This window comes from Micromonospora kangleipakensis, from assembly GCF_004217615.1.
Taxonomy (GTDB): Bacteria; Actinomycetota; Actinomycetes; order Mycobacteriales; family Micromonosporaceae; genus Micromonospora; species Micromonospora kangleipakensis.
Window position 1 is genome coordinate 754,827 of record NZ_SHLD01000001.1, and the last position, 22,073, is coordinate 776,899.

At 72.5% G+C, this 22,073-nt stretch carries 21 protein-coding genes; 11 read left to right on the forward strand and 10 right to left on the reverse strand.

Annotated features, from left to right (window positions below; all coding sequences use genetic code 11):
* The 4 genes from EV384_RS03685 (at window position 1) to EV384_RS03700 (ending at window position 3,169) form a co-directional block, all read left to right on the forward strand.
* Entirely contained in the window at window positions 1–1,347 is a 1,347-nt protein-coding gene (locus EV384_RS03685) for a glycosyltransferase 87 family protein (protein WP_165439868.1), read from the forward strand.
* A 10-nt stretch (window positions 1,348–1,357) separates the two neighbouring features.
* Window positions 1,358–1,990, forward strand: coding sequence for a phosphoribosyltransferase (locus EV384_RS03690; protein WP_130340210.1), 633 nt, complete (start codon window positions 1,358–1,360; stop codon window positions 1,988–1,990).
* Window positions 1,991–2,013: 23 nt separating this feature from the next.
* On the forward strand, window positions 2,014–2,394 hold the full coding sequence (locus EV384_RS03695) for a TFIIB-type zinc ribbon-containing protein (RefSeq protein ID WP_130330128.1): 381 nt from the start codon (window positions 2,014–2,016) through the stop codon (window positions 2,392–2,394).
* A gap of 94 nt (window positions 2,395–2,488) precedes the next feature.
* A complete protein-coding gene (locus tag EV384_RS03700; protein WP_130330130.1) occupies window positions 2,489–3,169 on the forward strand; it encodes a maleylpyruvate isomerase N-terminal domain-containing protein in 681 nt (226 codons plus the stop codon).
* 272 nt (window positions 3,170–3,441) lie between these two features.
* Here the strand turns inward: EV384_RS03700 and dnaB are convergent, their stop codons facing one another.
* Window positions 3,442–4,845 carry a replicative DNA helicase gene (gene dnaB, locus EV384_RS03705; RefSeq protein ID WP_130330132.1) on the reverse strand — a complete coding sequence of 468 codons (1,404 nt, stop codon included), beginning with the start codon at window positions 4,843–4,845 and terminating at the stop codon, window positions 3,442–3,444.
* A gap of 395 nt (window positions 4,846–5,240) precedes the next feature.
* Between dnaB and EV384_RS03710 the strand changes: the two genes are divergently transcribed.
* A complete protein-coding gene (locus EV384_RS03710; protein ID WP_130330134.1) occupies window positions 5,241–6,773 on the forward strand; it encodes a hypothetical protein in 1,533 nt (510 codons plus the stop codon).
* 144 nt (window positions 6,774–6,917) lie between these two features.
* On the opposite strand, the gene rplI is transcribed toward EV384_RS03710, so the two are convergent.
* The 4 genes from rplI to rpsF form a co-directional block, all read right to left on the reverse strand.
* On the reverse strand, window positions 6,918–7,364 hold the full coding sequence (gene rplI / locus EV384_RS03715) for a 50S ribosomal protein L9 (RefSeq protein WP_130330136.1): 447 nt from the start codon (window positions 7,362–7,364) through the stop codon (window positions 6,918–6,920).
* 14 nt (window positions 7,365–7,378) lie between these two features.
* Complete coding sequence (gene rpsR / locus EV384_RS03720) at window positions 7,379–7,618, reverse strand: 30S ribosomal protein S18 (protein WP_013289355.1); 240 nt, start codon at window positions 7,616–7,618, stop codon at window positions 7,379–7,381.
* 41 nt (window positions 7,619–7,659) lie between these two features.
* A complete protein-coding gene (locus tag EV384_RS03725; protein WP_207232227.1) occupies window positions 7,660–8,190 on the reverse strand; it encodes a single-stranded DNA-binding protein in 531 nt (176 codons plus the stop codon).
* An 81-nt stretch (window positions 8,191–8,271) separates the two neighbouring features.
* Complete coding sequence (gene rpsF / locus EV384_RS03730; protein ID WP_130330140.1) at window positions 8,272–8,562, reverse strand: 30S ribosomal protein S6; 291 nt, start codon at window positions 8,560–8,562, stop codon at window positions 8,272–8,274.
* A gap of 674 nt (window positions 8,563–9,236) precedes the next feature.
* Here rpsF and EV384_RS03735 point away from each other — a divergent pair.
* Window positions 9,237–10,028, forward strand: coding sequence for a deoxyribonuclease IV (locus EV384_RS03735; RefSeq protein ID WP_130330142.1), 792 nt, complete (start codon window positions 9,237–9,239; stop codon window positions 10,026–10,028).
* Window positions 10,025–12,172, forward strand: coding sequence for a hypothetical protein (locus tag EV384_RS03740; RefSeq protein WP_130330144.1), 2,148 nt, complete (start codon window positions 10,025–10,027; stop codon window positions 12,170–12,172). Before EV384_RS03735 ends, EV384_RS03740 begins: the two co-directional genes overlap by 4 nt.
* Before the next feature lie 27 nt (window positions 12,173–12,199).
* Here EV384_RS03740 and EV384_RS03745 read toward each other — a convergent pair whose 3' ends face one another.
* From EV384_RS03745 to EV384_RS03755, 3 genes are all read right to left on the reverse strand, one after another.
* Complete coding sequence (locus tag EV384_RS03745) at window positions 12,200–13,732, reverse strand: glycosyltransferase family 87 protein (RefSeq protein ID WP_130330146.1); 1,533 nt, start codon at window positions 13,730–13,732, stop codon at window positions 12,200–12,202.
* A gap of 121 nt (window positions 13,733–13,853) precedes the next feature.
* Entirely contained in the window at window positions 13,854–16,652 is a 2,799-nt protein-coding gene (locus tag EV384_RS03750) for a transglycosylase domain-containing protein (RefSeq protein WP_130330148.1), read from the reverse strand.
* 197 nt (window positions 16,653–16,849) lie between these two features.
* Window positions 16,850–17,314 carry a DUF5318 domain-containing protein gene (locus EV384_RS03755; RefSeq protein WP_130330150.1) on the reverse strand — a complete coding sequence of 155 codons (465 nt, stop codon included), beginning with the start codon at window positions 17,312–17,314 and terminating at the stop codon, window positions 16,850–16,852.
* A 174-nt stretch (window positions 17,315–17,488) separates the two neighbouring features.
* Between EV384_RS03755 and EV384_RS03760 the strand changes: the two genes are divergently transcribed.
* Window positions 17,489–18,127, forward strand: a complete 639-nt coding sequence (locus EV384_RS03760) for a PadR family transcriptional regulator (RefSeq protein WP_130330152.1) — start codon at window positions 17,489–17,491, stop codon at window positions 18,125–18,127.
* Between the two features lie 23 nt (window positions 18,128–18,150).
* Window positions 18,151–19,230 (forward strand): inositol-3-phosphate synthase, encoded by a 1,080-nt coding sequence (locus tag EV384_RS03765; RefSeq protein WP_130330154.1) that lies wholly within the window; start codon window positions 18,151–18,153, stop codon window positions 19,228–19,230.
* A gap of 78 nt (window positions 19,231–19,308) precedes the next feature.
* Here the strand turns inward: EV384_RS03765 and EV384_RS03770 are convergent, their stop codons facing one another.
* Both EV384_RS03770 and EV384_RS03775 read right to left on the reverse strand, forming a co-directional pair.
* Window positions 19,309–19,788 carry a methylated-DNA--[protein]-cysteine S-methyltransferase gene (locus tag EV384_RS03770; RefSeq protein ID WP_130330156.1) on the reverse strand — a complete coding sequence of 160 codons (480 nt, stop codon included), beginning with the start codon at window positions 19,786–19,788 and terminating at the stop codon, window positions 19,309–19,311.
* Window positions 19,789–19,833: 45 nt separating this feature from the next.
* Window positions 19,834–20,238: a hypothetical protein gene (locus tag EV384_RS03775; RefSeq protein ID WP_130330158.1), complete on the reverse strand. Its 405-nt coding sequence runs from the start codon at window positions 20,236–20,238 to the stop codon at window positions 19,834–19,836.
* Between the two features lie 155 nt (window positions 20,239–20,393).
* Between EV384_RS03775 and EV384_RS03780 the strand changes: the two genes are divergently transcribed.
* Both EV384_RS03780 and EV384_RS03785 read left to right on the forward strand, forming a co-directional pair.
* The gene (locus EV384_RS03780; protein WP_130330160.1) at window positions 20,394–20,912 is read left to right on the forward strand and encodes a SigE family RNA polymerase sigma factor; all 519 of its coding nucleotides are present in this window, start codon (window positions 20,394–20,396) and stop codon (window positions 20,910–20,912) included.
* Window positions 20,912–22,015 carry a TolB family protein gene (locus EV384_RS03785; protein ID WP_130330162.1) on the forward strand — a complete coding sequence of 368 codons (1,104 nt, stop codon included), beginning with the start codon at window positions 20,912–20,914 and terminating at the stop codon, window positions 22,013–22,015. The genes EV384_RS03780 and EV384_RS03785 overlap by 1 nt, the downstream gene beginning before the upstream one ends.
* Window positions 22,016–22,073 lie beyond the last annotated feature (58 nt).

Genomic DNA, 22,073 nt, shown 5'->3' on the forward strand with positions numbered 1-22,073 from the left:
GTGACCGCCACCCCCCAACGGACGTTCCGCAGCCGCCGGCGCTGGCGGGCCCTGGACTCCGCCGTCGGCGGCCTCGCCCTCGACCTCGGCCTGTACGGGGTGTCGGCGCTCTTCGCCGCGGTCACCGCCGCCACCTCCACCCTCCCGCCGCACCGCGCCTGGGGAGCGATCGCCGCCGTCGGCTACCTGGCCGCGGCGCTCACGGTGACCGGCCAGCTCCTGGTCCGGCGGCGCCGGCCGGAGGCCGCCGGGCTCCCCGCCCGCGCGGCGGTGACCGCCCTCGCCTGGGCCACCGCGACGCTGCTGCCGTTGGCGGTGCTCAGCATCCAGCGGGCGGCAGGGCGGACCGACCGGGCGCAGGAGGAGGTGCTGGTGGTCGAGCACGCCGGTGCCCGGCTCGTCGAACACGGCACCCCCTACCTCGGCCATGACGCGATCGCCGCGCTGTCCCCCGCCGAGCAGCTGCTCGGCTACACCCCCTACCAGCCGGGGATGGCGCTGTTCGGGCTGCCCCGGGCCGCCGTCGACGCCTGGTGGACCGACTCGCGGGTCTGGTTCGCGCTGGCCACCGCGCTGGTGCTCGCCCTGGCCGTGGGCGCTCTGCGTGCCGGGGCCGCGCCGACGCCGGGCCGCGCGGACGCCCTGCTGCGGGGCGTCCAGGCGGCCACCGTGCTGCCGGTCTGCGCGCTGACCCTGGCCACCGGCGGCGACGACCTGCCCGTACTCGCGCTCTGCCTGCTGGCCCTCGCGCTCGCCGCCGCCGACCGGCCCGGCCGGGCCGGCGTCGCGATCGGGGTGGCCGGCGCGCTGAAGCTCTTCGCCTGGCCGGTCGCGGTCGTCCTGATCTGCTGGGCGGCCACCCGCCGGGCCGGCGCCCGCACCGCCCTCGGCGCGGTCGGGCTGCCGCTGGCCGCGCTCGTGCCCGCCCTGCTGGTCGACCGGGACGCGCTGGTGGAGAACGTGCTGCGCTTCCCGCTCGGGCACGGGCTGGTGACCAGCCCGGCGCAGTCCCCGTTCCCCGGGCACCTGATCGCCACGCTGCTGCCCGCCGGCCGGGTGCTCGCCGCCGCGCTGCTGGTGGCGGTCGGGGCGGCGACCGCCGTCCGGCTCGCCCGCCGCCCGCCGCGCACCGCCGCCGCCACCGCGCTGATCTGCGGGTACGGGTTGCTCGCCGCGATCCTGCTGATGCCCTCGACCCGCTTCGGCTACCTGCTCTACCCGCTGGCCCTGCTGGTCTGGGCCCCCGCGGTCACGCTCCCCGGGACGCCGCCCCGCCGAAGACCCGGCGATCGCTCACTGACCGGCTTTCCCGGCAAGTGCGGGGCGCAACCCGCCGACAGGGCGTAAACCTGAGGACATGACCACCTATCGCGACCGGACCGAGGCAGCCGAGGTGCTCGCCGACCGACTCAGCGAACTCGCCGGGCAGCCGGACGTCATCGTCCTCGGGCTGGTCCGCGGCGGTGTCCCGGTGGCCCGGGTGGTCGCGCAGCGGCTCGGCGCGCCGCTGGACGTGCTGGTGGTCCGCAAGCTCGGTATGCCCTGGGCGCCCGAGCTCGCCTACGGCGCGCTCGGCCCCGACGGGGTGGAGGTGCTCAACGAGCAGATCGCCGGCGGGCTGAGCGAGAGCGACCGGGCCGAGGTGCGGCGGCGGGAGCAGGCCGAACTGGACCGGCGGGAGAGCCGCTACCGTGCCGGCCGACCCCCGCTGGACCTGCACGGGCGCACCGCGGTCATCGTCGACGACGGCCTGGCCACCGGGGCCACCGCGCGCGCCGCCGTGCAGGTGGCCCGGCACCTGGGCGCCACCCGGGTGGTGGTCGGCGTCCCGGTCGGCTCCGAGCAGGCATACGAGATGCTCGCCGCCGAGGCCGACCAGGTGGTCTGCGTCCAGACCCCGCCGGACTTCGGCGCGGTCGGCGTCTACTACGACGACTTCCGTGAGGTCTCCGACGACGAGGTGGTGCAGATGCTGACCGCCACGGCGTGATTCCACCGGGTACCTTCGGTGTCATGCAGCTCACCTGCCCCAAGTGTCACGGAGACATGCGCCAGTACGAGCGCAGCGGCGTCATCATCGATCAGTGCGGCGAGTGCCGCGGCATCTTCCTCGACCGCGGCGAGCTCGAGAAGCTCTTCGAGGCCGAGGCGAACTGGAACCGGCAGCACCCCACCCCCGCGCAGGCGACCCAGCCGGCCGGCGGGTACCCGCCGCCGCCCCCGCCGCCCGCACCCGCCCCGCACCAGCCCGGGTACGGCGCCGCCCCGCCGCCCCCGCCACCGCCCGGCCACGGCTACGCGCAGCCCGCGTACGGCCACGGGCAGCAGTACGGCTACCACGGCCACTACAAGCGGAAGAAGCACGGCGGCTTCCTCGGCGAACTCTTCGACTGAGGCCCGCCACGGCCGGGTCGGCGCGCCGTCGGCCCGGCCGATCCCGCGTCGGGCCGGCGTGCCGACCGGCCGCGGTCGTGGCACGCTGCACCACATGACGGCCATCCGGCAGCACGAGGCGCTGCGGCAGGCGTACGACGGAATCACCGCCGTGGTCACCGGGCTGGACGACGCGGGGCTCCAGACGCCGACCCGCTGCCGCGGCTGGCTGGTCGCGGACCTGCTCTTCCACGTTCTCTGCGACGCGCAGCGGGCGCTGGTCGCGCTGGCCAGTCCCGCCGACGGCCCGGCCGACGTGGACGACGTCAGCTACTGGCGCGCGGTCCCGACGGGCGGCGACGGCGCCGGCGCGAAGCACGCCTGGTGGGCCCGCCGGTCGGCGGCCGCCTTCGACCGACCCAGCGGGGTGGTCCGGATCTGGTCGGACACCGCCCCCGCCGCCGTCCGGGCCGCCGCCGCCGCCGACCCGGACGGGTTCGTCACCACCCAGGGGCACGTGCTGCGGGTCGCCGACCTGCTCGCCACGCTGACCACCGAGGCGGTGATCCACCACCTCGACCTGGTGGTGAGGCTGCCCGACGCGCCACCCCCGGCCGAGCTGCCCACCCGGGTCGCGGTGGCCACCATGGACGGCCTGCTCAGCGACGACGCCGTCCGCCCGGCCGGCTGGGACGACCGGGACTACCTGCTCCACGCGGCCGGGCGGGTGCCGCTGACCGACCGGGACCGGCTGGAGCTGGGCGAGGCCGCCGGCTGGTTCCCGCTGATCGGCTGACCCGCCCGCCGCTCACAGCTCGGCGGGCAGGCCGAAGTCGGGCAGCAGTGCACCCGCAGCTCGCCGCGGTGCCGCTCGGTCACCCGGGCGAAGGCCCGCTCGTCGCCCGCCGCCGCAGCCTCGTCCTCGGTACGGGTCGTGCTGATGCCGCCGTCCACCATGTCTCCCACCCTGTCACCGGCCCTGCCGGTCGGTGCGGACCGGCGCTGTCATCCGGTGTGACGGCGGCGGGCCGGAAAACTCATCGCGGCAAGCGCCTCGGCCGGCAGGGCTCAGACGATGGCCATGTCGACGAAGCGCGACAGGTGCAGCTGGGCGGCGACCGTCACGGTGTCGGTCGGCCCATTCCGGTGCTTGGCAATTATAAAATCCGCCTCGCCCGCCCGCGGCGACTCCTTGTCGTAGTAGTCGTCACGATGCAGCAGGATGACAACGTCCGCATCTTGCTCAATTGATCCAGATTCGCGCAAATCAGACAATTGGGGGCGCTTGTCGGTCCGCTGCTCGGGGCCACGGTTCAGCTGACTCACCGCGATGACCGGGCATTCGACCTCCTTGGCCAGCAGCTTGAGGCCACGGGAGAGGTCGGCGACCTCCTGCTGGCGGCTCTCGGTGCGCTTCGGCGAGGTCATCAGCTGGAGGTAGTCGACCACGATCAACTTGAGGTCGTGCTTCTGCTTCAGCCGCCGCGCCTTGGCCCGGATCTCCATCAGGTTCATGCTCGGCGTGTCGTCGACGAAGAGCGGCGCCTCACTGATCTCGCCCATGCAGCGGGCCAGCTTGGTCCAGTCGTCGTCGGAAAGCTGCCCGCTGCGCAGCACGTGCAGCGGCACCCGGGCCTCGGCCGAGAGGAGTCGCATGACGATCTCGACCTTGCTCATTTCCAGCGAGAAGATCGCGGCCGCTTGATTCGCCCTGATAGCCGCATTTCGGGCAAAGTCCATACTTGCCGTTGATTTGCCCAAACCGGGCCTGCCTGCCACGATAATAAGTTGGCCCGGGTGCAGGCCGTTGAGGAGCCGGTCCAGGTCGCTGAAGCCGGTGGGCACCCCGGTCATCATCCCGCCGTGGGCGCCCACCGCCTCGATCTCGTCGAGGGTCGGCTGGAGCATGTCGGCGAGCACCGCGAAGTCCTCGTTGACCCGCCGCTCGGTGATGTCGTAGACGGCCTGCTGGGCCAGGTCGACAATGTCGTCCACGTCCCGGCTGCCACCCTGGCCGGTGCCGTACCCGAGCTGGACGATCTTGGTGCCGGCCTCGACCAGCCGGCGGAGCACGGCGCGCTCGCCCACGATCCGCGCGTAGTACGCGGCGTTGGCGGCCGTGGGCACGCTGGCGATCAGCGTGTGCAGGTAGGGGGCGCCGCCGATCCGGGCCAGGTCGCCGGAGTCGGCGAGGGCGGCCGCGACGGTGATCGGGTCGGCTGGCTCGCCCCGGCCGTAGATGTCGAGGATCGCGTCGAAGATGGTGGCGTGCACCGGGCGGTAGAAGTCGTTGGACTTCAGGATCTCGACGACGTCGGCGATCGCGTCCTTGGAGAGCAGCATGCCGCCGAGGACGCACTGCTCGGCGGCGACGTCCTGGGGCGGGGTCTTCTCGAAGTGCCCCTCGCGTGGCGCCGGCGCGGGCTGCTGCCCACCGGACCGCTCCGTTCGCATGTCGTCGGCGACCGACACGGGTCCCCCCTCACTGCGTTCGGATCCGGTCCAGGTCTACCGCCGGCGTCTGACAACTTCCGCCGACCCTCCGGTCGATCGGGGGTCACCGGCCGGACGGTCGGGGGCCAACCATACGGAACCCGCGGTCGGCCACTCAACAACGCCGGTGGACGAGCCTCGGGACAACCTGTGGACGCCGGTGCACAGGCATGTGCGCAGGGTGTGCACAGCATGTGGACAAGAGCTGGGGAATTCCGGCCATAACCGCTCTGACCTGGGGTATTGCAATCCCCACCCTGTGGACGGAAGATTTCGGGTCGAGCCCTGGAGCCGTTCGTCCCGTACTATCTCAGCGAACGGCTACACCTAGACAGCGGATTGCACTTTCGGTTGAGAAGGGTCACGCTCCGGCCGTGAGTTACCGGGACTGGGGAAGCGGGGAGGGCAGCCCGCGCGAGCGCCAGCCGATCGCCCCGTGGGACGATCCCGCCGAGCCGCTCCCGGTCGACCCGTACGCGTCCGGGCGCTACCGCACCCCCAGTCGCCGCCGCGCCGTCGAGCGGGGCCAGCAGGAGCCGGTCGACGCCTACCTTCCCCGCTGGGCCCTCGAGTCGGGGGTCAGCCGCGCGGACGGCGGCGGCCGGCACGCCGCCCCCGACGACGACCTCGACCGCCCGCGTTCGGACGACGGGTGGCGCACGTCCACCGACACCGGCTGGCGCCGGGAGCGCGAGCCGCGCGCCGTCGGCGCCGGCCCCGCCGGCGAGCACACCGCCGAGTGGACCATCGACACACCGCAGGAGCAGGGGTACGTCGGCAGCCGGCGCGCCGACTCCGCCGAGGATCAGCCGCTCTCCGGCGCCGCCCCGCGGAGCCGGCCGCGCCGGGCCCCGTCCCGTCGCCCCCAGGTGATCTGGTCGGGCATGGAGGACGCGACCCCGTTCGAGGGGGAGCAGGACCGGTGGGACATCGGGCGGGCGACCCGGCACAGTCGGCGGGCGGCGGCGGACTCGTGGTCGCGGCCGGCGGCGGAGTCCTGGGAGCGGGGCCGGGCCGCCGAGGCGGATCCGGCCGAGCAGCCGGCGGTCGACCCGTGGGACGCCTCCGGGGTGCACGCCTGGGACCGCTCCGCGACCGGCGGGCGGTGGGACCAGGCGGACGGCACCGGGCGCTGGGACCGCTCCGACCACACCGGTGAGTGGGACCGGCTCACCGACACCGGCCAGTGGGACCGGTACGGGGAGACGGGCCGCTGGGACCGGTACGCCGAGGCCGACGAATGGGACCGGACGGTGCCGCCGACCCCGATGCGGGACCGGGGGGCCGACGGGTGGTCGGCGGCGGAGCAGGCCGAGGGTTTCTGGTCCGGGACCCGGCTGGCCGGCGACGATCCGCGCTGGATGGCCGCGCCGCCGTCCGCGCCGCGCTCACCTGCGGTCACGTACAGCGCGCCGCGACCGGGTACGGCGCTGCGGCGTCGGGTCGAACCGGTGGACGTCGGCGGTGGTGCGGGCGGGGCGTCGATCCGGCGACGGATCGAGACGATCGGCGGTGGGTCGTGGAGCCGCCGGCTCGAGGACGACCTGTTGGACCCGGATCCGGGCGGGCCGATCCGCCCGCTGGTCTACACGGCCGCCTGTTACCTGGTCCCCGCGGTGCTGGTCTTCCTCTGGCTGCTGACGCTCGACGGGCAGGCGCCGCCGGGCTGCGTCACCGACATCACCGGCGGCGGGTGTGACTCGCCCCGGGCGCACGCCTTCGCCTCGCTGGTCGCGGGGGCGCCGCGGTTCGGGCTGGCGCTGGTGAGCAGCCTGGTCGTCGCGGTGCTGCTGCGCCGGGTCGGGACGACGTGGCGGTCGGCGACGGTGGCGCTGGCGGCGGCGGTGGTCGGTGGCGGTCTCTCCACGGTGCTGATCAGCGCGGTGACCGGCCAGCCGATCGGCTGAGCGCCCGTCGCGGCCCGGCCGGACGACGGCGGGCCGCCCCGGCGAGGCCCGACGCGGCGCGGTGCCGGCCCACCCGCGCGACGTCCGCATGCGAAAGGGCCCGCACCGGTTCCGGTGCGGGCCCTTTCGTGGTGCTGTCGGGTGTCAGCCCTGAACGACGTTGAGGTCGAACTTGGCGGACACCTCGGGGTGCAGCTTGACGCGCACCGGGTAGGTGCCGGTCGACTTGATGTGACCGGGCACCTCCAGCCGACGACGGTCCAGGACCGGGCCGCCGGCCGCCTTGACGGCGTCGACGATCTCGGCCGGGGTGACCGAACCGAAGAGCCGGCCGCCCTCGCCGGCGCGGGCCTTCAGGCTGACCTTGAGACCCTCGAGCTGGGCCTTGACCTCGTTGGCGTGGTCCAGGTCGCGGATCTCCCGGGCCGAGCGGGCCCGCTTGATGACCGTGACCTGCTTCTCCGCGCCCTTGGTCCAGGCGATCGCGAAGCCCTGCGGCAGCAGGTAGTTACGGCCGAAGCCGTTCTTCACCTCGACGATGTCGCCCGGGGCACCGAGGCCGGACACCTCCTGAGTCAGGATGATCTTCATGTCGGTGCCTCCTCTCAGCGGGTCGTGGCCGTGTACGGCAGGAGCGCCATCTCGCGGGCGTTCTTGACCGCGCGGGCGATCTGCCGCTGCTGCTGCGAGGTCACGCCGGTCACCCGCCGAGCGCGGATCTTGCCGCGGTCGGAGATGAACTTGCGCAGCAGCGCGGTGTCCTTGTAGTCGATGTAGGTGATCCCGTCCTTGTCGAGCGGGTTCACCTTCTTCTTCGGCTTGCGAAGTGCCGCAGCCTTGGCCATTGCTCGTGCTCCTGGTTTGCGATCGCGGGCGCTCGGCGCCATTAGAACGGAGGCTCCTCGTCGAAGTTGCCGCCCGAACCACCGCGCGAGGGAGCCGGGGCAGCCGAGGCCCAGGGGTCGTCGGAGTTGCCTCCGCCGCCCTGGCCACCGCCACCACCGGAGCCGAAGCCACCGCCGCCACCGCCGGAGCGCGACATCTTCTGCACCTTCGCCGTGGCGTAGCGCAGCGACGGGCCGATCTCGTCGACCTCGAGCTCGATGACGGTGCGCTTCTCACCCTCGCGGGTCTCGTACGACCGCTGACGCAGCCGACCCGAGACGATCACGCGGGCGCCCCGCTGCAGCGACTCGGCGACGTGCTCCGCCGCCTGGCGCCACACCGTGCAGGCCAGGAAGAGCGGCTCGCCGTCCTTCCATTCGTTGGTGGTCTTGTCCATGAACCGGGGCGTCGAAGCGACCCGGAACTTGGCGACCGCCGCACCCGACGGGGTGAACCGCAACTCGGGGTCATCGGTCAGGTTGCCGATGACCGTGATGGTGGTGTCTCCTGCCATGACCATCTCCTCGCGCACTCATCAGATCCCGCCGTACAGGCTCTCAGAGCCGTACGACAGAGCCGATGAGGCTGATCCGGGCGAACCGGGGTTGAATGCTTAGCGCATCTCCGGCCGGATGACCTTGGTGCGCAGCACGGACTCGTTGAGTCGCAGCTGACGGTCGAGCTCGGCGACCGCCGCAGGCGTGGCCTGCAGGTCGACGACGGCGTAGATGCCCTCGGCCTTCTTGCTGATCTCGTACGCGAGGCGCCGGCGGCCCCACACGTCGGTCTTCTCGACCGAGCCACCCGCGGTCCGGATCACGTTCAGGTACGTGTCGAGCGACGGGGCGACGGTGCGCTCCTCGAGGCTGGGGTCGAGGATCACCATGATCTCGTAATGACGCAAGACGTGCTCACCTCCTGTGGGCTATGCGGCCACGGTCCTTCCGTGGCAGGAGGTCTGCGTCGTGGCCCACTCCGGTTCCGGGGGAACCCGGCCGGACGGGGACAACCTGACCAGGATACCCGGTCCGGACGATCATGCCCGGGCCGGTCGGGCGGGACCGACCGGGCGCGGTGGACAGGGGTCCACCGCCGGCGTCGAGCACCGGAGGTGGACCCCTGTCCACGAGGCCGCGGGGCGTCCCGTCCGCATTCCTTGGGTGGGACCTGGGGAGGAACGACCACACCGATGAGGTTGGATCGGGACGCCCCGCGGAGCTTTATCGTGTTGTCAGCTGATCCGACCATACAACGGCTCTCGTCACCTCTTGGGGCAAATGGAGGAATTGCCCCGACCAATCTGTCGACCGGTCGCCGGGTGACGCGAGTCGGATCCGCCCCGTCGTGCCGGGCCGCACGGCGGGGCGCCCCTTTTCGGGGGTCTTACCCGCCCGGGCCGGGTGTGGACCGCGCCCGGGCGGAGCGTCGACCATCGATCCACCTCGCACAACGACCGCCCGCCCGCCGGGTGACGCATCCCGCCACGATCCACCCGCCCCCGCTCCGCCGATCCGGGTGCCGGGACATCGTCGCCGCCGTTCACCCCGCACGTCGGGGGCGCGACGTAGGCTCCCCTGCATGCGTATCGGAGCCCACGTCGATCCGACCGACCCGCTGGCCGAGGCCGCCGCCCGCGACGCCGAGGCCGTGCAGTTCTTCCTCTCCGATCCACAGGGATGGAAGGCCCCGAAGCCGCGGGAGGACGCCGAGCGGCTGCGCGACGCCGACGTCGACCTCTACGTCCACGCGCCGTACGTCATCAACGTGGCCACGCTCAACAACCGGATCCGGATCCCGAGCCGGAAGCTGCTGCTGGGCCACGCCACGGCGGCGGCGGCCATCGGCGCGAAGGGGCTGATCGTGCACGGCGGCCACGTCAACGCCGGTGACGACCTGGCGGTCGGCTTCGACAACTGGCGCAAGACCTTCGCGTACGCGGCCGACTCCGGCGGCTTCCCGCTCCCGGTCCTGATCGAGAACACCGCCGGTGGCGACAACGCCTGCGCCCGGCACCTCGACGCGCTGGCCCGGCTCTGGGACGCCCTCGGCGACCACGAGGTGGGCTTCTGCCTGGACACCTGCCACGCCCACGCCGGCGGCGAGGAGCTGCTGGGGCTGGTCGACCGGGTCAAGGCGATCACCGGCCGGATCGACCTGGTGCACGCGAACAACTCGAAGGGCGCCTTCAACTCGGGGCAGGACCGGCACGACAACCTCGACGGCGGCACGATCGACCCCGAGCTGGTGGTGGCGGTGATCCGCGCGGCCGGCGCCCCGGTCATCGTGGAGACGCCCGGCGGGGTCGACGGCCAGGCGGCGGACATCGCCTTCCTGCGCGGGCAGCTCGGCACGGGGACGTCGGCGGCATGACCACGGACCAGTCGGACGCGACGGACGGCGGCCGGGCCGGCTCGACCGGCAACGACGACACCCGGCTGCCCGCCGCGGCCACCGGCACCGGGAGCAGCGCCGCCGCCCGCGCGACGGACGACAGCGCCCCCGGAGAGACCACGAAGGACCAGCCGGCCGCGGGGCAGGCCGGCGGGGACGGACCGGCCGCCGGCAGGACCGGCGAGGGGGACGGCGCCGATCGGAACGCGCCCACCGCGAAGGGCGGGCCCACGCCCGGTGCGGACAAGCCCACCCCCGGGGCGGGCGCCGACGCCGGCGACGGCGCCGGGAAGGCCGGCAGGGAGGGGCCCGCGGGCAGCGATGCGCCCACCGGGGGTACGGAGAAGGCCGACCCCTGGTCGGCCTTCGGTCCCGCCCCCGACCGGGTGCTCACCCGGCCCCGCCGGGCGGTCCGCGCGGTGGGCCGGTTCCTGGTGCACGAGTGGACCCTGGCGGTCGTCGCCGCGCTGGCCCTGGCCGTCCTGCTCACCTGGCCGACGCTGCGCTACCCGCTCTACACCCTGCCGCAGGACTACTGGGACCCGAGCCTGCAGTCCTGGCAGATGGCCTGGTCCGGGCACATCCTGCTGACCGACCCGGCGCAGCTCTGGCAGTCCAACACGTTCTTCCCGGAGAAGTGGAGCTTCGCCTTCTCCGACACCCTGCTCGGGTACGCCCCCGCCGGCATGATCGGCACCGGCCCCGAGGCGGCGGTGCTGCGCTACAACATCATCTTCGTGCTGGCCCACGCGCTCGCCACGTTCGGGGCGTACGTGCTGGCGCGGCAGCTGGGCGCGGGCCGGATCGGGGCCGCGGTGGCCGGGGTCAGCTACGCGTACGCCCCGTGGCTGCTGGCCCAGGCCGGGCACCTGCACATCGTCTCCAACGGCGGCATCCCGCTGGCGATGGCCATGCTCGCCCGGGGGCACGGCTGGTCCCTGCGGTACGGCTACCGGCCGGGGCGCCGGCACGAGGGGTGGGCGTACGCCGGCTGGATGGTGGCCGCGTGGCAGCTCAGCCTGGGCTTCGGCATCGGCCTGCCGTTCGCGTACCTGTTGGCCGGCATCGTGCTGGTCTCGGCCGTCGTCTGGTTCACCCGACGCTGGCTGGTCCGGCCGGCCAAGCGACCGTTCGGCAGCCGGCTGCTCCTCGCCGACCTGATCGGCGGCGCCCTCTTCGCCGCGGTGGGCGCGCTGCTGGCCGTACCGTACTTCCAGGTCGCCGAGCTGCACCCGAACGCGGCGCGGACCATCGGCGACATCGCCATCTACTCGCCGCCGGCGAGCGGCTTCTTCACCGCGCCGGCGGAGTCGCGGATCTGGGGCGACCTGCACGAGGGGGCGCGGGCCACGCTGCCCTGGCACCCGGAGATGACCCTGCTGCCCGGCTTCGTGCTCTACGCGCTGGCCGCCGGCGGCCTCTTCTTCTCGGTCTGGCGGCTACGGCACCGGCTGCTGCTGCTCGCCGGGGTGCTGGTGACGATGGCCCTGGCCATGGGGACCCGGTTCTTCGACGGCACCTTCACCTACGTGCCGCTCTTCGAGCACCTGCCCGGCTGGAACGGGCTGCGGACGCCGGGCCGGATGATGCTCTGGACCACGCTGCTGCTCGGCCTGCTCGCCGCGGGCGCGGTCACCGCGTTCGCCGCCCGGGTACGGGAGCTGGCCGCCGAGCGGGTGCCGCCGTGGCCCGGGCCCTGGCTGCGGCTGGCCACCCTGCTACCGCTGCTGCTGGTGATCGTCGAGGGGCTGAACGCCACCCCGCACCCGGTGGTGCCGGTGCAGCCGGCGGCGATGCGCACCGTGGACGGTCCGATGCTGGTCCTGCCGAGCAGCCAGAACCTGGACCAGCCGGTGATGCTCTGGTCGACCAGCCGGTTCCAGGACCTGGTCAACGGCGGCAGCGGCTTCACCCCGGACACGCTCGCCAGGGTCCGCGAGCTGACCCTCGGCTTCCCGGACCAGCCCAGCGTCGACTACCTGCGCATCCTGGGCGTCCGCAACGTGGTGATCCTGCGTGGCCAGCTCGCCGGCACCCCGTGGGAGCGGATCGTCGACAACCCGGTGGACGGGCTGGGCGTCACCCGCGAGGAGGTCGGCGACGCGGTCGTCTACCACCTCTGACCCTGCTCGGGTTGCGGGGTCGGCGGCCTACGCCGTGACGGGATCGGCCGGGGCGGCGCCCGTCGAGGAGCGGGCGCGCCAGCGGAGGTACCAGGGGGCGTCGGGGGAGCCGTCGAGGACGCCACCGTCGGGGTCGTCGGCGTAGGTGTGCCGGACCGCGTCGCGCTCGGGGTGCAGGATGTCCCGGATCACGAAGCCGCAGAGCACCGCGACGGTGATCAGCCGGAGGCTGGCGGCGAGCACGAAGATGCCCTCCGGGAAGACCGGCCGGCTGGTCGCCGCGCCGAGCAGCTCGCCGTAGAAGGCGGCGAAGTAGCAGACCTCGGCGAGCTGCCAGGCGAGGAAGGCGCCCCAGCGGGGGCGGGCGAGCACGGCGAGCGGAAGCAGCCAGAGCACGAACTGCTGGGACCACACCTTGCTGAAGATCAGGAACGCGGCGACCACCAGGAAGGCGAGCTGCGCGAGCCGCGGCCGGCGCGGGGCGAGCAGCGCCAGCGCGGCCACCCCGACGCAGGCCAGTCCGAAGAGGAGGTACGACAGCCAGTTGAGGGTGGGGATGTTGGCGTTCAGCCACTCGAAGGGCCCGAGGTCGCCGGGCGCGGCCGGGCTGACCTTGCCGTCCAGGTAGCGGCCGATGTACCAGAGCGTGCCCCAGTCGATCGGCCGAGTGGTGTTCAGCTCGAAGAACCGCCCCCAGCTTTCCCGGTAGGGAATCGCCACCGGCAGGTTCACCAACACCACCGTCACCGCGGCCGTGATGATGGACAGGAGTGCGGCCCAGACCCGGCCGGCGCGGACCGCGAGCACCAGGATCGGCCCGAGGATGAACAGCGGCCACATCTTCGCCGCGCCGCCGAGCCCGAGCAGCACCCCGGCCAGGGCGGCCAGCAGGGCACCATTCAGGCTGGGTCGGGAGCGTGCCCAGGCCAGCAGGCCGAACGCGGCCAGCCCGACGGCGAGCAGGTCCCAGTTGACGGTGGCGGTGAGCAGCAGCGCGGGGGCGAGCGCGAAGAGTGCCGCGTCCCAGGGCCGGCGGCGCCGTAGGGCGAGGATGACCGCCACGGTGGCCACCGCCAGGGCGCTGAGCACCAGCGCGTTCAGGTTGTAGAACCACTGGCCCTGGTTGATGCCGGGGTTGTCGACGCCGAGGGCGTGCACCGGCAGCCCGAGCGCGCCCATGAAGTAGCCGGTCAGCACCGGGTACTCGACGGGGTGGTCGGCGTAGGGCACCTTGCCCTCGTTGAGCCCTTCGGCGTAGTAGAGCGCCAGCACGTCGGTGTAGCAGAGCCGGGTGTACTGCACGTTGTTCTGCCAGGCGCCGTCCTGGCAGGGCGACTTCTGCACCCAGTGCAGGGCGAGGGTCAGGCAGACCAGGGCCAGCACGATCCGGGCGGCCGTCCAGAATCGGCCCTCCCGGCCGGCGGGTCGGTCCAGCGCGACCGCGTGGTCGCCCAGCGGTCCGCCGATCACTTCGGAGACGCCGCGGACGAAGCCGTCCGAGCGGGACGGGTGGTCGGTGGTCCCGGCGTCGTCGATGCCTGCCGTCGACTGGGTGCTCATGGAGAGGAATCCTGCCGTACGGCAGGGGTCGGCGTCCCGCCTCGACCGCACAATTCCGGTACGCGGATACGCCGACGGCGGCCGGACCAGGGGTCCGGCCGCCGTCGGCGGTGCGTGGAGATCAGTACGTCTGGCGTGGTGGTGTGGTCGGCAGGATGCCGCCACCACCGCCGCCACCGCCGGGTCGCGGGTCGAACGGGTTCGTGTTCCCGCCGTTGCCGTTGCCGCCACCGTTGACGGGCGGGCAGAACGGGTTCAGCGGGTCCGGGCAGCCCGGCGGCACGGGCGGCGCCGTGGGCGGCGGGGCCTCGCCGTTGCCGGAGTTCGGGTCGCCGACGTGTGCGGCCTCCGGGAAGTCCAGCTTGTCCTTGCCCTTGAGCGCGTCGTCCATGAACCGCTGGAAGATGGCACCCGGCATCTTGGCGCCGCTGATCTTGTTGCCGTCCTTGTCCTTGATCGCCTTGCGGGCCCCGACGTTGCCGACCCAGACGGCGGTGGCGAGCTGCGGCGTGTAGCCGATCATCCAGGCGTCGCCGTTGTCGAGGGTCTTCTCGTTCAGCTCCCAGGTACCGGTCTTCTCGGCGGCCTTCCGGCCGTCGTCGAGCTTGCGGCCCACCGCGGCCGGGTACTTCTCCAGCACGGAGGTGACGTCGCGCACGACGTCCTTCTTGATCCGCTGCTTCGGGTCGAGCTTCTCACCGCCCAGCTTGCGCCACGTGCCGGTCTGCTGGTCCTGCTTCTCCACCTTTTTCACGAAGTGCGCCTTGTTGTAGACGCCCTCGTTGGCGAAGGTGGCGACGCCGTTGGCGTGGTCCAGCACGGTGATCGGGTACTGGCCGTAGCCGACCACGTGGTAGAAGGGCGCCGGCGCCAGGTCCTCCGGCTTCTCCTTGGTGAGGTCGTGGGCCTTCGCCGGGTTGGTGTCCGTCTGCCACATCGTCGTGACGCCGGCCTGCTTGGCCATGTTGACGACCTTGTCCGGGCCGATCTCCTGGGTGATGTAGTAGAACGGCACGTTCAGCGACTTCAGCGTCGACACCTCAAGGGTGCAGGAGTTGCCGCAGGAGGCGTCGTTGCCGGCGTTGGTGACCTTGAACTTGGTCCCCTCGGGGGTGAACGCCTTGCCCTTCCATCGGGACTCGAGCGACTTGCCGGCATCCAGCGCCGCGGCGAGGGTGTAGATCTTGAAGCTCGATCCCGGCGAGTGCCCACCGCTGACGACGCCGTTGTCGTAGTTCTTGCCGGCGTAGTCGGTGCCGGTGCCGTTGTCACCGCCGTAGTAGGCGAGCACCCGGCCGGTCCTCGGATCGATCGACACCAGGGCCGCCATCAGGTTCTTCGGCTGGCCGTAGAGCTCGGAGCCCTTGGTGGCGCGCTGGGCCGCATCGAGCGCCGACTTCTGCACCTTGGTGTCAATGGTGGTGGTGATCCGGTAGCCACCCTTGGCGAGCGCCTGCGAGCAGAGCGGCCTGTTGTCGGTGACCTCGGCGTCGTTGTCGGTGCAGAGCTTCATGTCCCGCATCTCCTGCGCGACATAGTTGATCACGTTGCCGTACGGCGTGTTGACGCCGAAGTCGACGCCGACGCCCTTCGAGTTGGGCTTCTGGAGCGTCTTGGTCGGATATTCGGTCGGATGCGCCGGCTTCCCCGCCGCGTCCAGCCAACCCTCGGTGATCATGCCGCTGATCACGTAGTTCCACCGGTCGAACGCGGCCTCCTGGTTGATCGCCGGGTCGTAGCCCTTGTGGGTCGCGCTCGGCTCCGGCTGCTTGATCAACGCGGCGAGCACCGCGGCCTCGGCCACGGTCAGGTTCTTCGTCGACTTGTGGAAGTACGTCTGGGCCGCCGCCTCGATGCCGTACGCGCCCCGCCCGAAGTAGATGACGTTCAGGTAGTGCTGCATGATTTCCGGCTTGGTGTACCGGTCGTTCAGCTTGGAGGCGAGGATCGCCTCCTTCACCTTCCGCCCGTACGTGTCCTGCTGGAGGTTGTCGTAGGCGTTGCGGGCGTACTGCTGGGTGATGGTCGAGGCGCCCTGCTTGTCACCGCCGGTGAGGTTGTTCCAGGCCGCCCGGGCGATGCCCTTGTAGTCCACACCGGAGTGCCGGTAGAAGTTCCGGTCCTCCGCGGCGGCGACCGCGTCCTGCACCCACGGCGGGATGTCCTTGATGTTGACGAAGGTGCGGTTCTCCGCGCCGACCTTGGCGATGATCTGCTTGCCGTCGCCCGCGTAGATGGTGCTGGCCAGCGGCGGGGTGGTGTCCTCGGGGAGGATCACGTTGGTCGAGTAGTAGGTGAAGCCGACCACGCCGATGCCGGCGAGCATGATGAAGACGGCGAAGCTGGCGATCAGGATGTTGATCCGCCGGCGCTTCTTCGCCCGCGCCGCCGCGCCCGGGTCGTCACCACGGCCACCACGACCGCCCCGGCCCGGACCGTTCGGCCCACCGGGACCGCCCGGACCGCCGCCCGCCATGCCCGGCACCCCGGCGCGGGCCACCGCGGCCCGACCACCCACGGCCGCCGAGCCGACGCTCGCCCGCCCGGCCGAGCCCACCGCGGCCGCGCCGACCGAGGCGCGGCCCGCCGGACCGCCCGGGGCCGGGGAGACCGGCACCGAGGCCCGGCCGGCACCGGCCCGACCCGAGGCGCCGCCGGGCGCCGGGGAGACCGGGACGGAGGCCCGTCCCGGGCCGGCCCGGCCCACCGAGGCCGAGCCCGCCGCGCCGCCGCGCGGCGCCGGGGCCGCCCCGCCGACCGAGGCCCGTCCGCCGGACGCGGACCCTCGGGGCGGCACGGAGGCGCGGGCCGAGGCCCCGCCGTCCGGCGCGGATGACCAGCCGTTCCCGTGCCCGGGGTCGCCGTTCGGACCCGGGGTCTGGGCCCGCCCACGCGAAGAACTGGGATCGCCGTAGTTCATTCCTCACACCCTGCCGGTCGCGGTGGGGCGCGGAAGAGCCACCACCGGGTTGCCGTGAGCTGGACCACGAGACGCTACACCCCGGGCGTGCCGGGGCGCAGGCGTCGAATCCGAAGCAATCGGACTAATCAGACGTCGAAGCTGTCGGTCCGCCCACCCGTCGTCACCCGGGCCGGGGGCGGCCGATACAGCTGAAATCACCGTTGCGCCTCTCGCCTTCGACGAGGGGTGGAGCCGTTCGGGGCGGACGAGCCGCTCACCGCACCCTGCTCCGACCCGTCCTCCGTGCCGCCGGCCAGCCCGTCCCGGCCGAGCAGGAACTGCTCGACGAGATGGTTCCAGTCACAGCCGAGGCACACCTCCACCACGAAGACCTGGAACTCACGCAGCGTCATCGCCAGGACGGGCAACTCGGCCCGGGTACGCGCCTGGCCGGCGGACTGCTTGAGCTCGTCCCCGTAAATGTAGTGGACGTGGATCAGGTTTTCGCTGCGGCAGATCGGGCACCGCTGCTCGGTGGGCTCGCCGTGGAACCGGGCGGCGTTCTTCAGGTACGGCGATGCGTCGCAGACGTCGTACGTGCCGACCCGGCCGGCGAGGAGCTCACGCAGCACCGCTCGCTTCTGGAGCGAGTAGTCGACGACCTGGCGCTGCGTACGCATGCGGCAAAGGGTACGCGGTCCGGCGGGACGAGGCGACCACCGTGACGATCCGTGACAGCAACACCTCGGAGCGGGGGTTTGCCCTGATCATGGGTCTCCGCTAACGTGCGATGTATCGGTCCGATACATCGCGGCGGTTACCCGCTCCGCGCCGGGGGTAAGAAGGGGTGGCCCGTGCTCGAGTTCGCCATCCTCGGCCTCCTGCAGGAGGCTCCGATGCACGGCTACGAGCTGCGCAAGGAGTTGACCGCCAAGCTCGGCGCGATCCGGGCGGCGATCAGCTACGGCTCGCTCTACCCGACCCTGCGCAGGCTGCAGGCGGCGGGATGGATCACCGAAGCCGCCGAGACACCCGCGTCCGCCGAGGAGGTTCCCGCGCTGACCAGCCGACGTGGTCGGGTGGTCTACACCATTACCGCGGAGGGCAAGGAACGCTTCGCCCAGCTGATAGCGCAGGCTGGTCCCGAGACGTACGACGACACGGGCTTCGGCGTGCACTTCGCGTTCTTCGCCCGGACCGACCAGGCCACCCGGCTCCGGATCCTGGAAGGGCGTCGTCGGAAGATCGAGGAGCGTCGCGAAGGTCTTCGCGACGTGCTCGGCCGGGCAGCCGAGCGGCTCGACGCGTACACCCTGGAACTGCAGCGCCACGGCCTCGACGCCTGTGAGCGTGAGGTCCGCTGGCTGGAGGAGCTCATCGCCAATGAGCGCTCCGGCCGTGCCCCGACCGTCCCGCGAGCCGGGACAGCCGGCGGCCGACGAGAAGACAACAGCCCGCCCCCGCCTGGCGAGTCCAGGAAAGAGCGGCCGTGATGAAGAAGAAGGAGGCAGACGCTATGGGCTCCGTCCGCGTCGCCATCGTCGGTGTGGGTAACTGCGCCTCGTCCCTCGTACAGGGCGTGGAGTACTACCGGAACGCCGACCCGAACGACCGCGTCCCGGGTCTCATGCACGTCACCTTCGGCGACTACCACGTCTCGGACGTGGAGTTTGTCGCGGCGTTCGACGTGGACGCCAAGAAGGTGGGCATGGACCTCGCGGAGGCGATCGTCGCCAGCGAAAACAACACCATCAAGCTCTGCGACGTGCCGCCAACCGGCGTCAGCGTGCAGCGCGGTCCGACCTTCGACGGCCTGGGCCAGTACTACCGCGAGATCGTCGAGGAGTCGGACGCCGCGCCGGTCGACGTGGCCAAGGCGCTGCGCGACGCGCAGGTCGACGTGGTCGTGTCCTACCTGCCGGTGGGTTCCGAGCAGGCCGACAAGTTCTACGCCCAGGCCGCGATCGACGCCGGCTGCGCGTTCGTGAACGCCCTGCCGGTCTTCATCGCCTCCGACCCCGAGTGGGCGAAGAAGTTCGAGGACGCGGGTCTGCCGATCGTCGGCGACGACATCAAGAGCCAGGTCGGTGCCACCATCGTGCACCGCGCGCTGGCGAAGCTCTTCGAGGACCGCGGTGTCGAGCTGCTGCGCACGTACCAGCTCAACTTCGGCGGCAACATGGACTTCATGAACATGCTGGAGCGCACCCGCCTGGTCTCCAAGAAGATCTCGAAGACCCAGTCGGTGACCTCCCAGATCCCGCACGAGATGAGCAAGAGCGACGTGCACATCGGCCCGTCGGACCACGTGCCGTGGCTCGACGACCGCAAGTGGGCGTACATCCGCCTGGAGGGCCGCTCCTTCGGCGACACCCCGCTCAACGCCGAGCTCAAGCTCGAGGTGTGGGACTCGCCGAACTCGGCCGGTGTCATCATCGACGCCGTCCGGGCCGCGAAGATCGCGCTGGACCGCAAGATCGGTGGCCCGATCCTCTCGGCCTCCTCGTACTTCATGAAGTCCCCGCCCGAGCAGTACGCCGACCACGACGCGCACGCCGCCGTCGAGGCGTTCATCAAGGGTGAGGTCGAGCGCTGACGCGCTGACCAGCACGCACCGGCGAGGGCCGGGTCCGCACGGACCCGGCCCTCGCCGTTCCGCCGCCCCGGAGGTACGTCAGGACCAGGCGCGTTGCAGGGCGACCCGGGCCTCCAGCTCCAGCAGCGTCACCTTGCGCGGCAGCCCGCCGCCGAAGCCGACCAGCTTGCCGCCCGCCCCGACGATCCGGTGGCAGGGCACGATCACCGGGATCGGGTTCCGGTTGCAGGCGACCCCGACCGCGCGGGCCGCCCCGGGGTCACCGACCGCCTTTGCCACCTCGCCGTACGTGAGCATCTCCCCGTACGGGATGCGGGTCATCTCCTGCCAGACCGCCCGTTCGAAATCCGACCCACGACGAACCACCACCGGAACGGTGAACTCGGTCAGCTCGCCCGCGAAGTACGCCCGCAGCTCAGCGACCGCCCGACGGGACAGCTGGTCGGCGGGCTCGTCGGTCGCCGACTCCACCCGCCCGAAGTGCGCCCCGCAGACCGCCTCGTCGTCGGTGGCCACGGAGAACTCCCCGATCGGTGAGTCGAGCACGGTCCAGCGCATGAACCGATTGTCCCGCGCGGAGCCCGGAACACCACCGCCGGGCCGTCAGAGCAGCGCGACACCCAGCAGCACCGCTCCGACGCTCAGGCTCACGCCGCCCGCGACGGTGAGCCAGATGAGCTTGTTCGGCCGGGTGTCGGTGGGACGGGGCACCGAGAGGAAGAAGCCCAATGGCATCAGGACCGGCGCCGCGACCAGCAGCGTCCGGATCAGCGTCCGCATCCCGTCCGACGCCTCGGCCTGGTCGAGGTAGGGCAGGGCGACCAGGACCAGCAGGACGAGGACGCCGGCGTGCGCGTGGCCGGCCGTCCACAGCCCGCGCCGGACCGGGTTGTCCAGGTAACCGGGTTTGCGCCGGGCCAGGTGGGTGAGCAGGGTCAGGCCGCCGTAGGCCACCGCGACGACGGTGATCAGCAGGATTCCCGCGGTGGTGAGCGTGTCCGATGACATCGGTCGTCTCCGTCTTGTCCCTGTCGGCGGGGTCAGGGGGCGTCACTGGTGTGAACAGCCGGATGCCGCCCGACGTCACGGCCTCCCGCCCAACCGTCTTCGCCCGTGAGGCAAAGTTCCCCCGACCCCGTGCGTCTGTAGTACGGAGGTGGACGGTGGCAGAGGTCATCGACGGGGAGTTCACCGCGTTCGTCAACGAGCGGGGTGACGCGCTGCTGCGCGTCGCGTACGCGCTCGCCGGCAACCAGCACGCCGCGGAGGACCTGCTCCAGAACGCGCTGGCCAAGGCGTACGCCCGGTGGCCGAAGATCCGGGGCGACGCGGAGCCGTACGTGAAACGGATCCTCTACCACGACCAGGTCTCCGGCTGGCGGCGCCGGGCGCGGCGCTCCGAGGTGCCGGTCGCGGAACTGCCGGAGCGGCCGGCAGCGGGCGACGGCGGCCACGACGCCGACCTGCGGCTCCTGCTGCGGGACGCGTTGCGGGCGCTGCCGCCCCGGCAGCGGGCCGTGCTGACCCTGCGCTACCTGGAGGACCTGAGCGTCGAGCAGACCGCGGCGATCCTCGGCTGCCGGGCCGGCACCGTGGCCAGCCAGGCGTCCCGGGCGCTGGCGAAGCTTCGGGATCTGGTGCCCGCCCTCGACGAGCTGACCACGCGTTCGGAGGTGAAGTGATGACCGGACCGGTGGAGGACGCGCTGCGGGTGGCCGTACACGATCTCGCGGACGGGGTCCGGCCGGCGCCCGACCTGGCCGTCCGCGCGCTCGGCCGGGGCCGCCGGCTGCGGCGGCGGCGCCGGGCCGTGGCGGCGGGCGCCGCCCTGGTGGCGGTCGTCGCGGTCGCCCTGCCGTTCGTGCTGCTCCGCCCGCAGCCGGCGCCGCACCCCGCCAGGCCGGCCCCCACCGCGACGGCCACCCCGGCACCCCCGGCCCGCCCCATGCCCGGCCCGGACTGGTCGACGAAGCCACTGGTCCTGCCCGGTGACTGGGTGGTGACCGCGGGCACCTTCGCCGGTGGAGCGGGGAAGGGCTTCGTGCTGGATCGCGCCCGGGGCCGCTACCTCACCGCCGAGGGGTACGACGGGGTCTTCCCGGCGCCCGTCGGCGCGCTCAGCGCGGTCACGGACAAGGACCGACCCCGGGAGGTCGCCCTGGTCGACCTGGCCAGGGGGACGACCCGCTGGTACGAGGTCGGTCGGGCGCTCTCCGCCCCGGAATGGTCGCCGGACGGCCGGCGGCTGCTGCTCACCACCCACCGGCTCGACCACTTCGGCTTCATCATCATGGCGGCGGACGGCACGAAACGTACGTTCCGGGTGGACGAGAAGCGGTACTTCTGCACCGACTACTGCGACTTCACCTGGAGCCGGGACGGCACGGAGGTGGTGCTCCCGCAGACCGGCCAGTCCAGCAGCGACGAGTCGGTCCTCCGGGACCTCCGGGCGGGCGTGCGGCTCTTCTCGGCCGACGACGGGCGGCCGAGCCGGTTCGTGCCGGTGCCCGGCGACCCGGCCGGACCGTGGGCCTGGTCGCCGGACGGGAAGCTGGTGGTGGTCCAGGGGCAGCATGATCCGCTGCTGGTCGAGACGGGCACCGGCCGGGTGGTCCGCACCCTGCCCACCGCCGACGTGGTCTGGGTCTCCGACGACCGGCTGCTCTACCGCCGGCCGTACGGCGCCCGCGACGTCGTGCTCGCCGACCTGACCGGGCGGGAGCTGGTCCGCCAGCCGCTGCCGAAGGAGCTGGTCGAACGGGAGATCACGGTGGCGCCCCGCTGAGACGACGGCGCCCGCCGGCCGGCCCGGAAGGGGCGGGCTCGGCGGGCGCCGCGGTGCC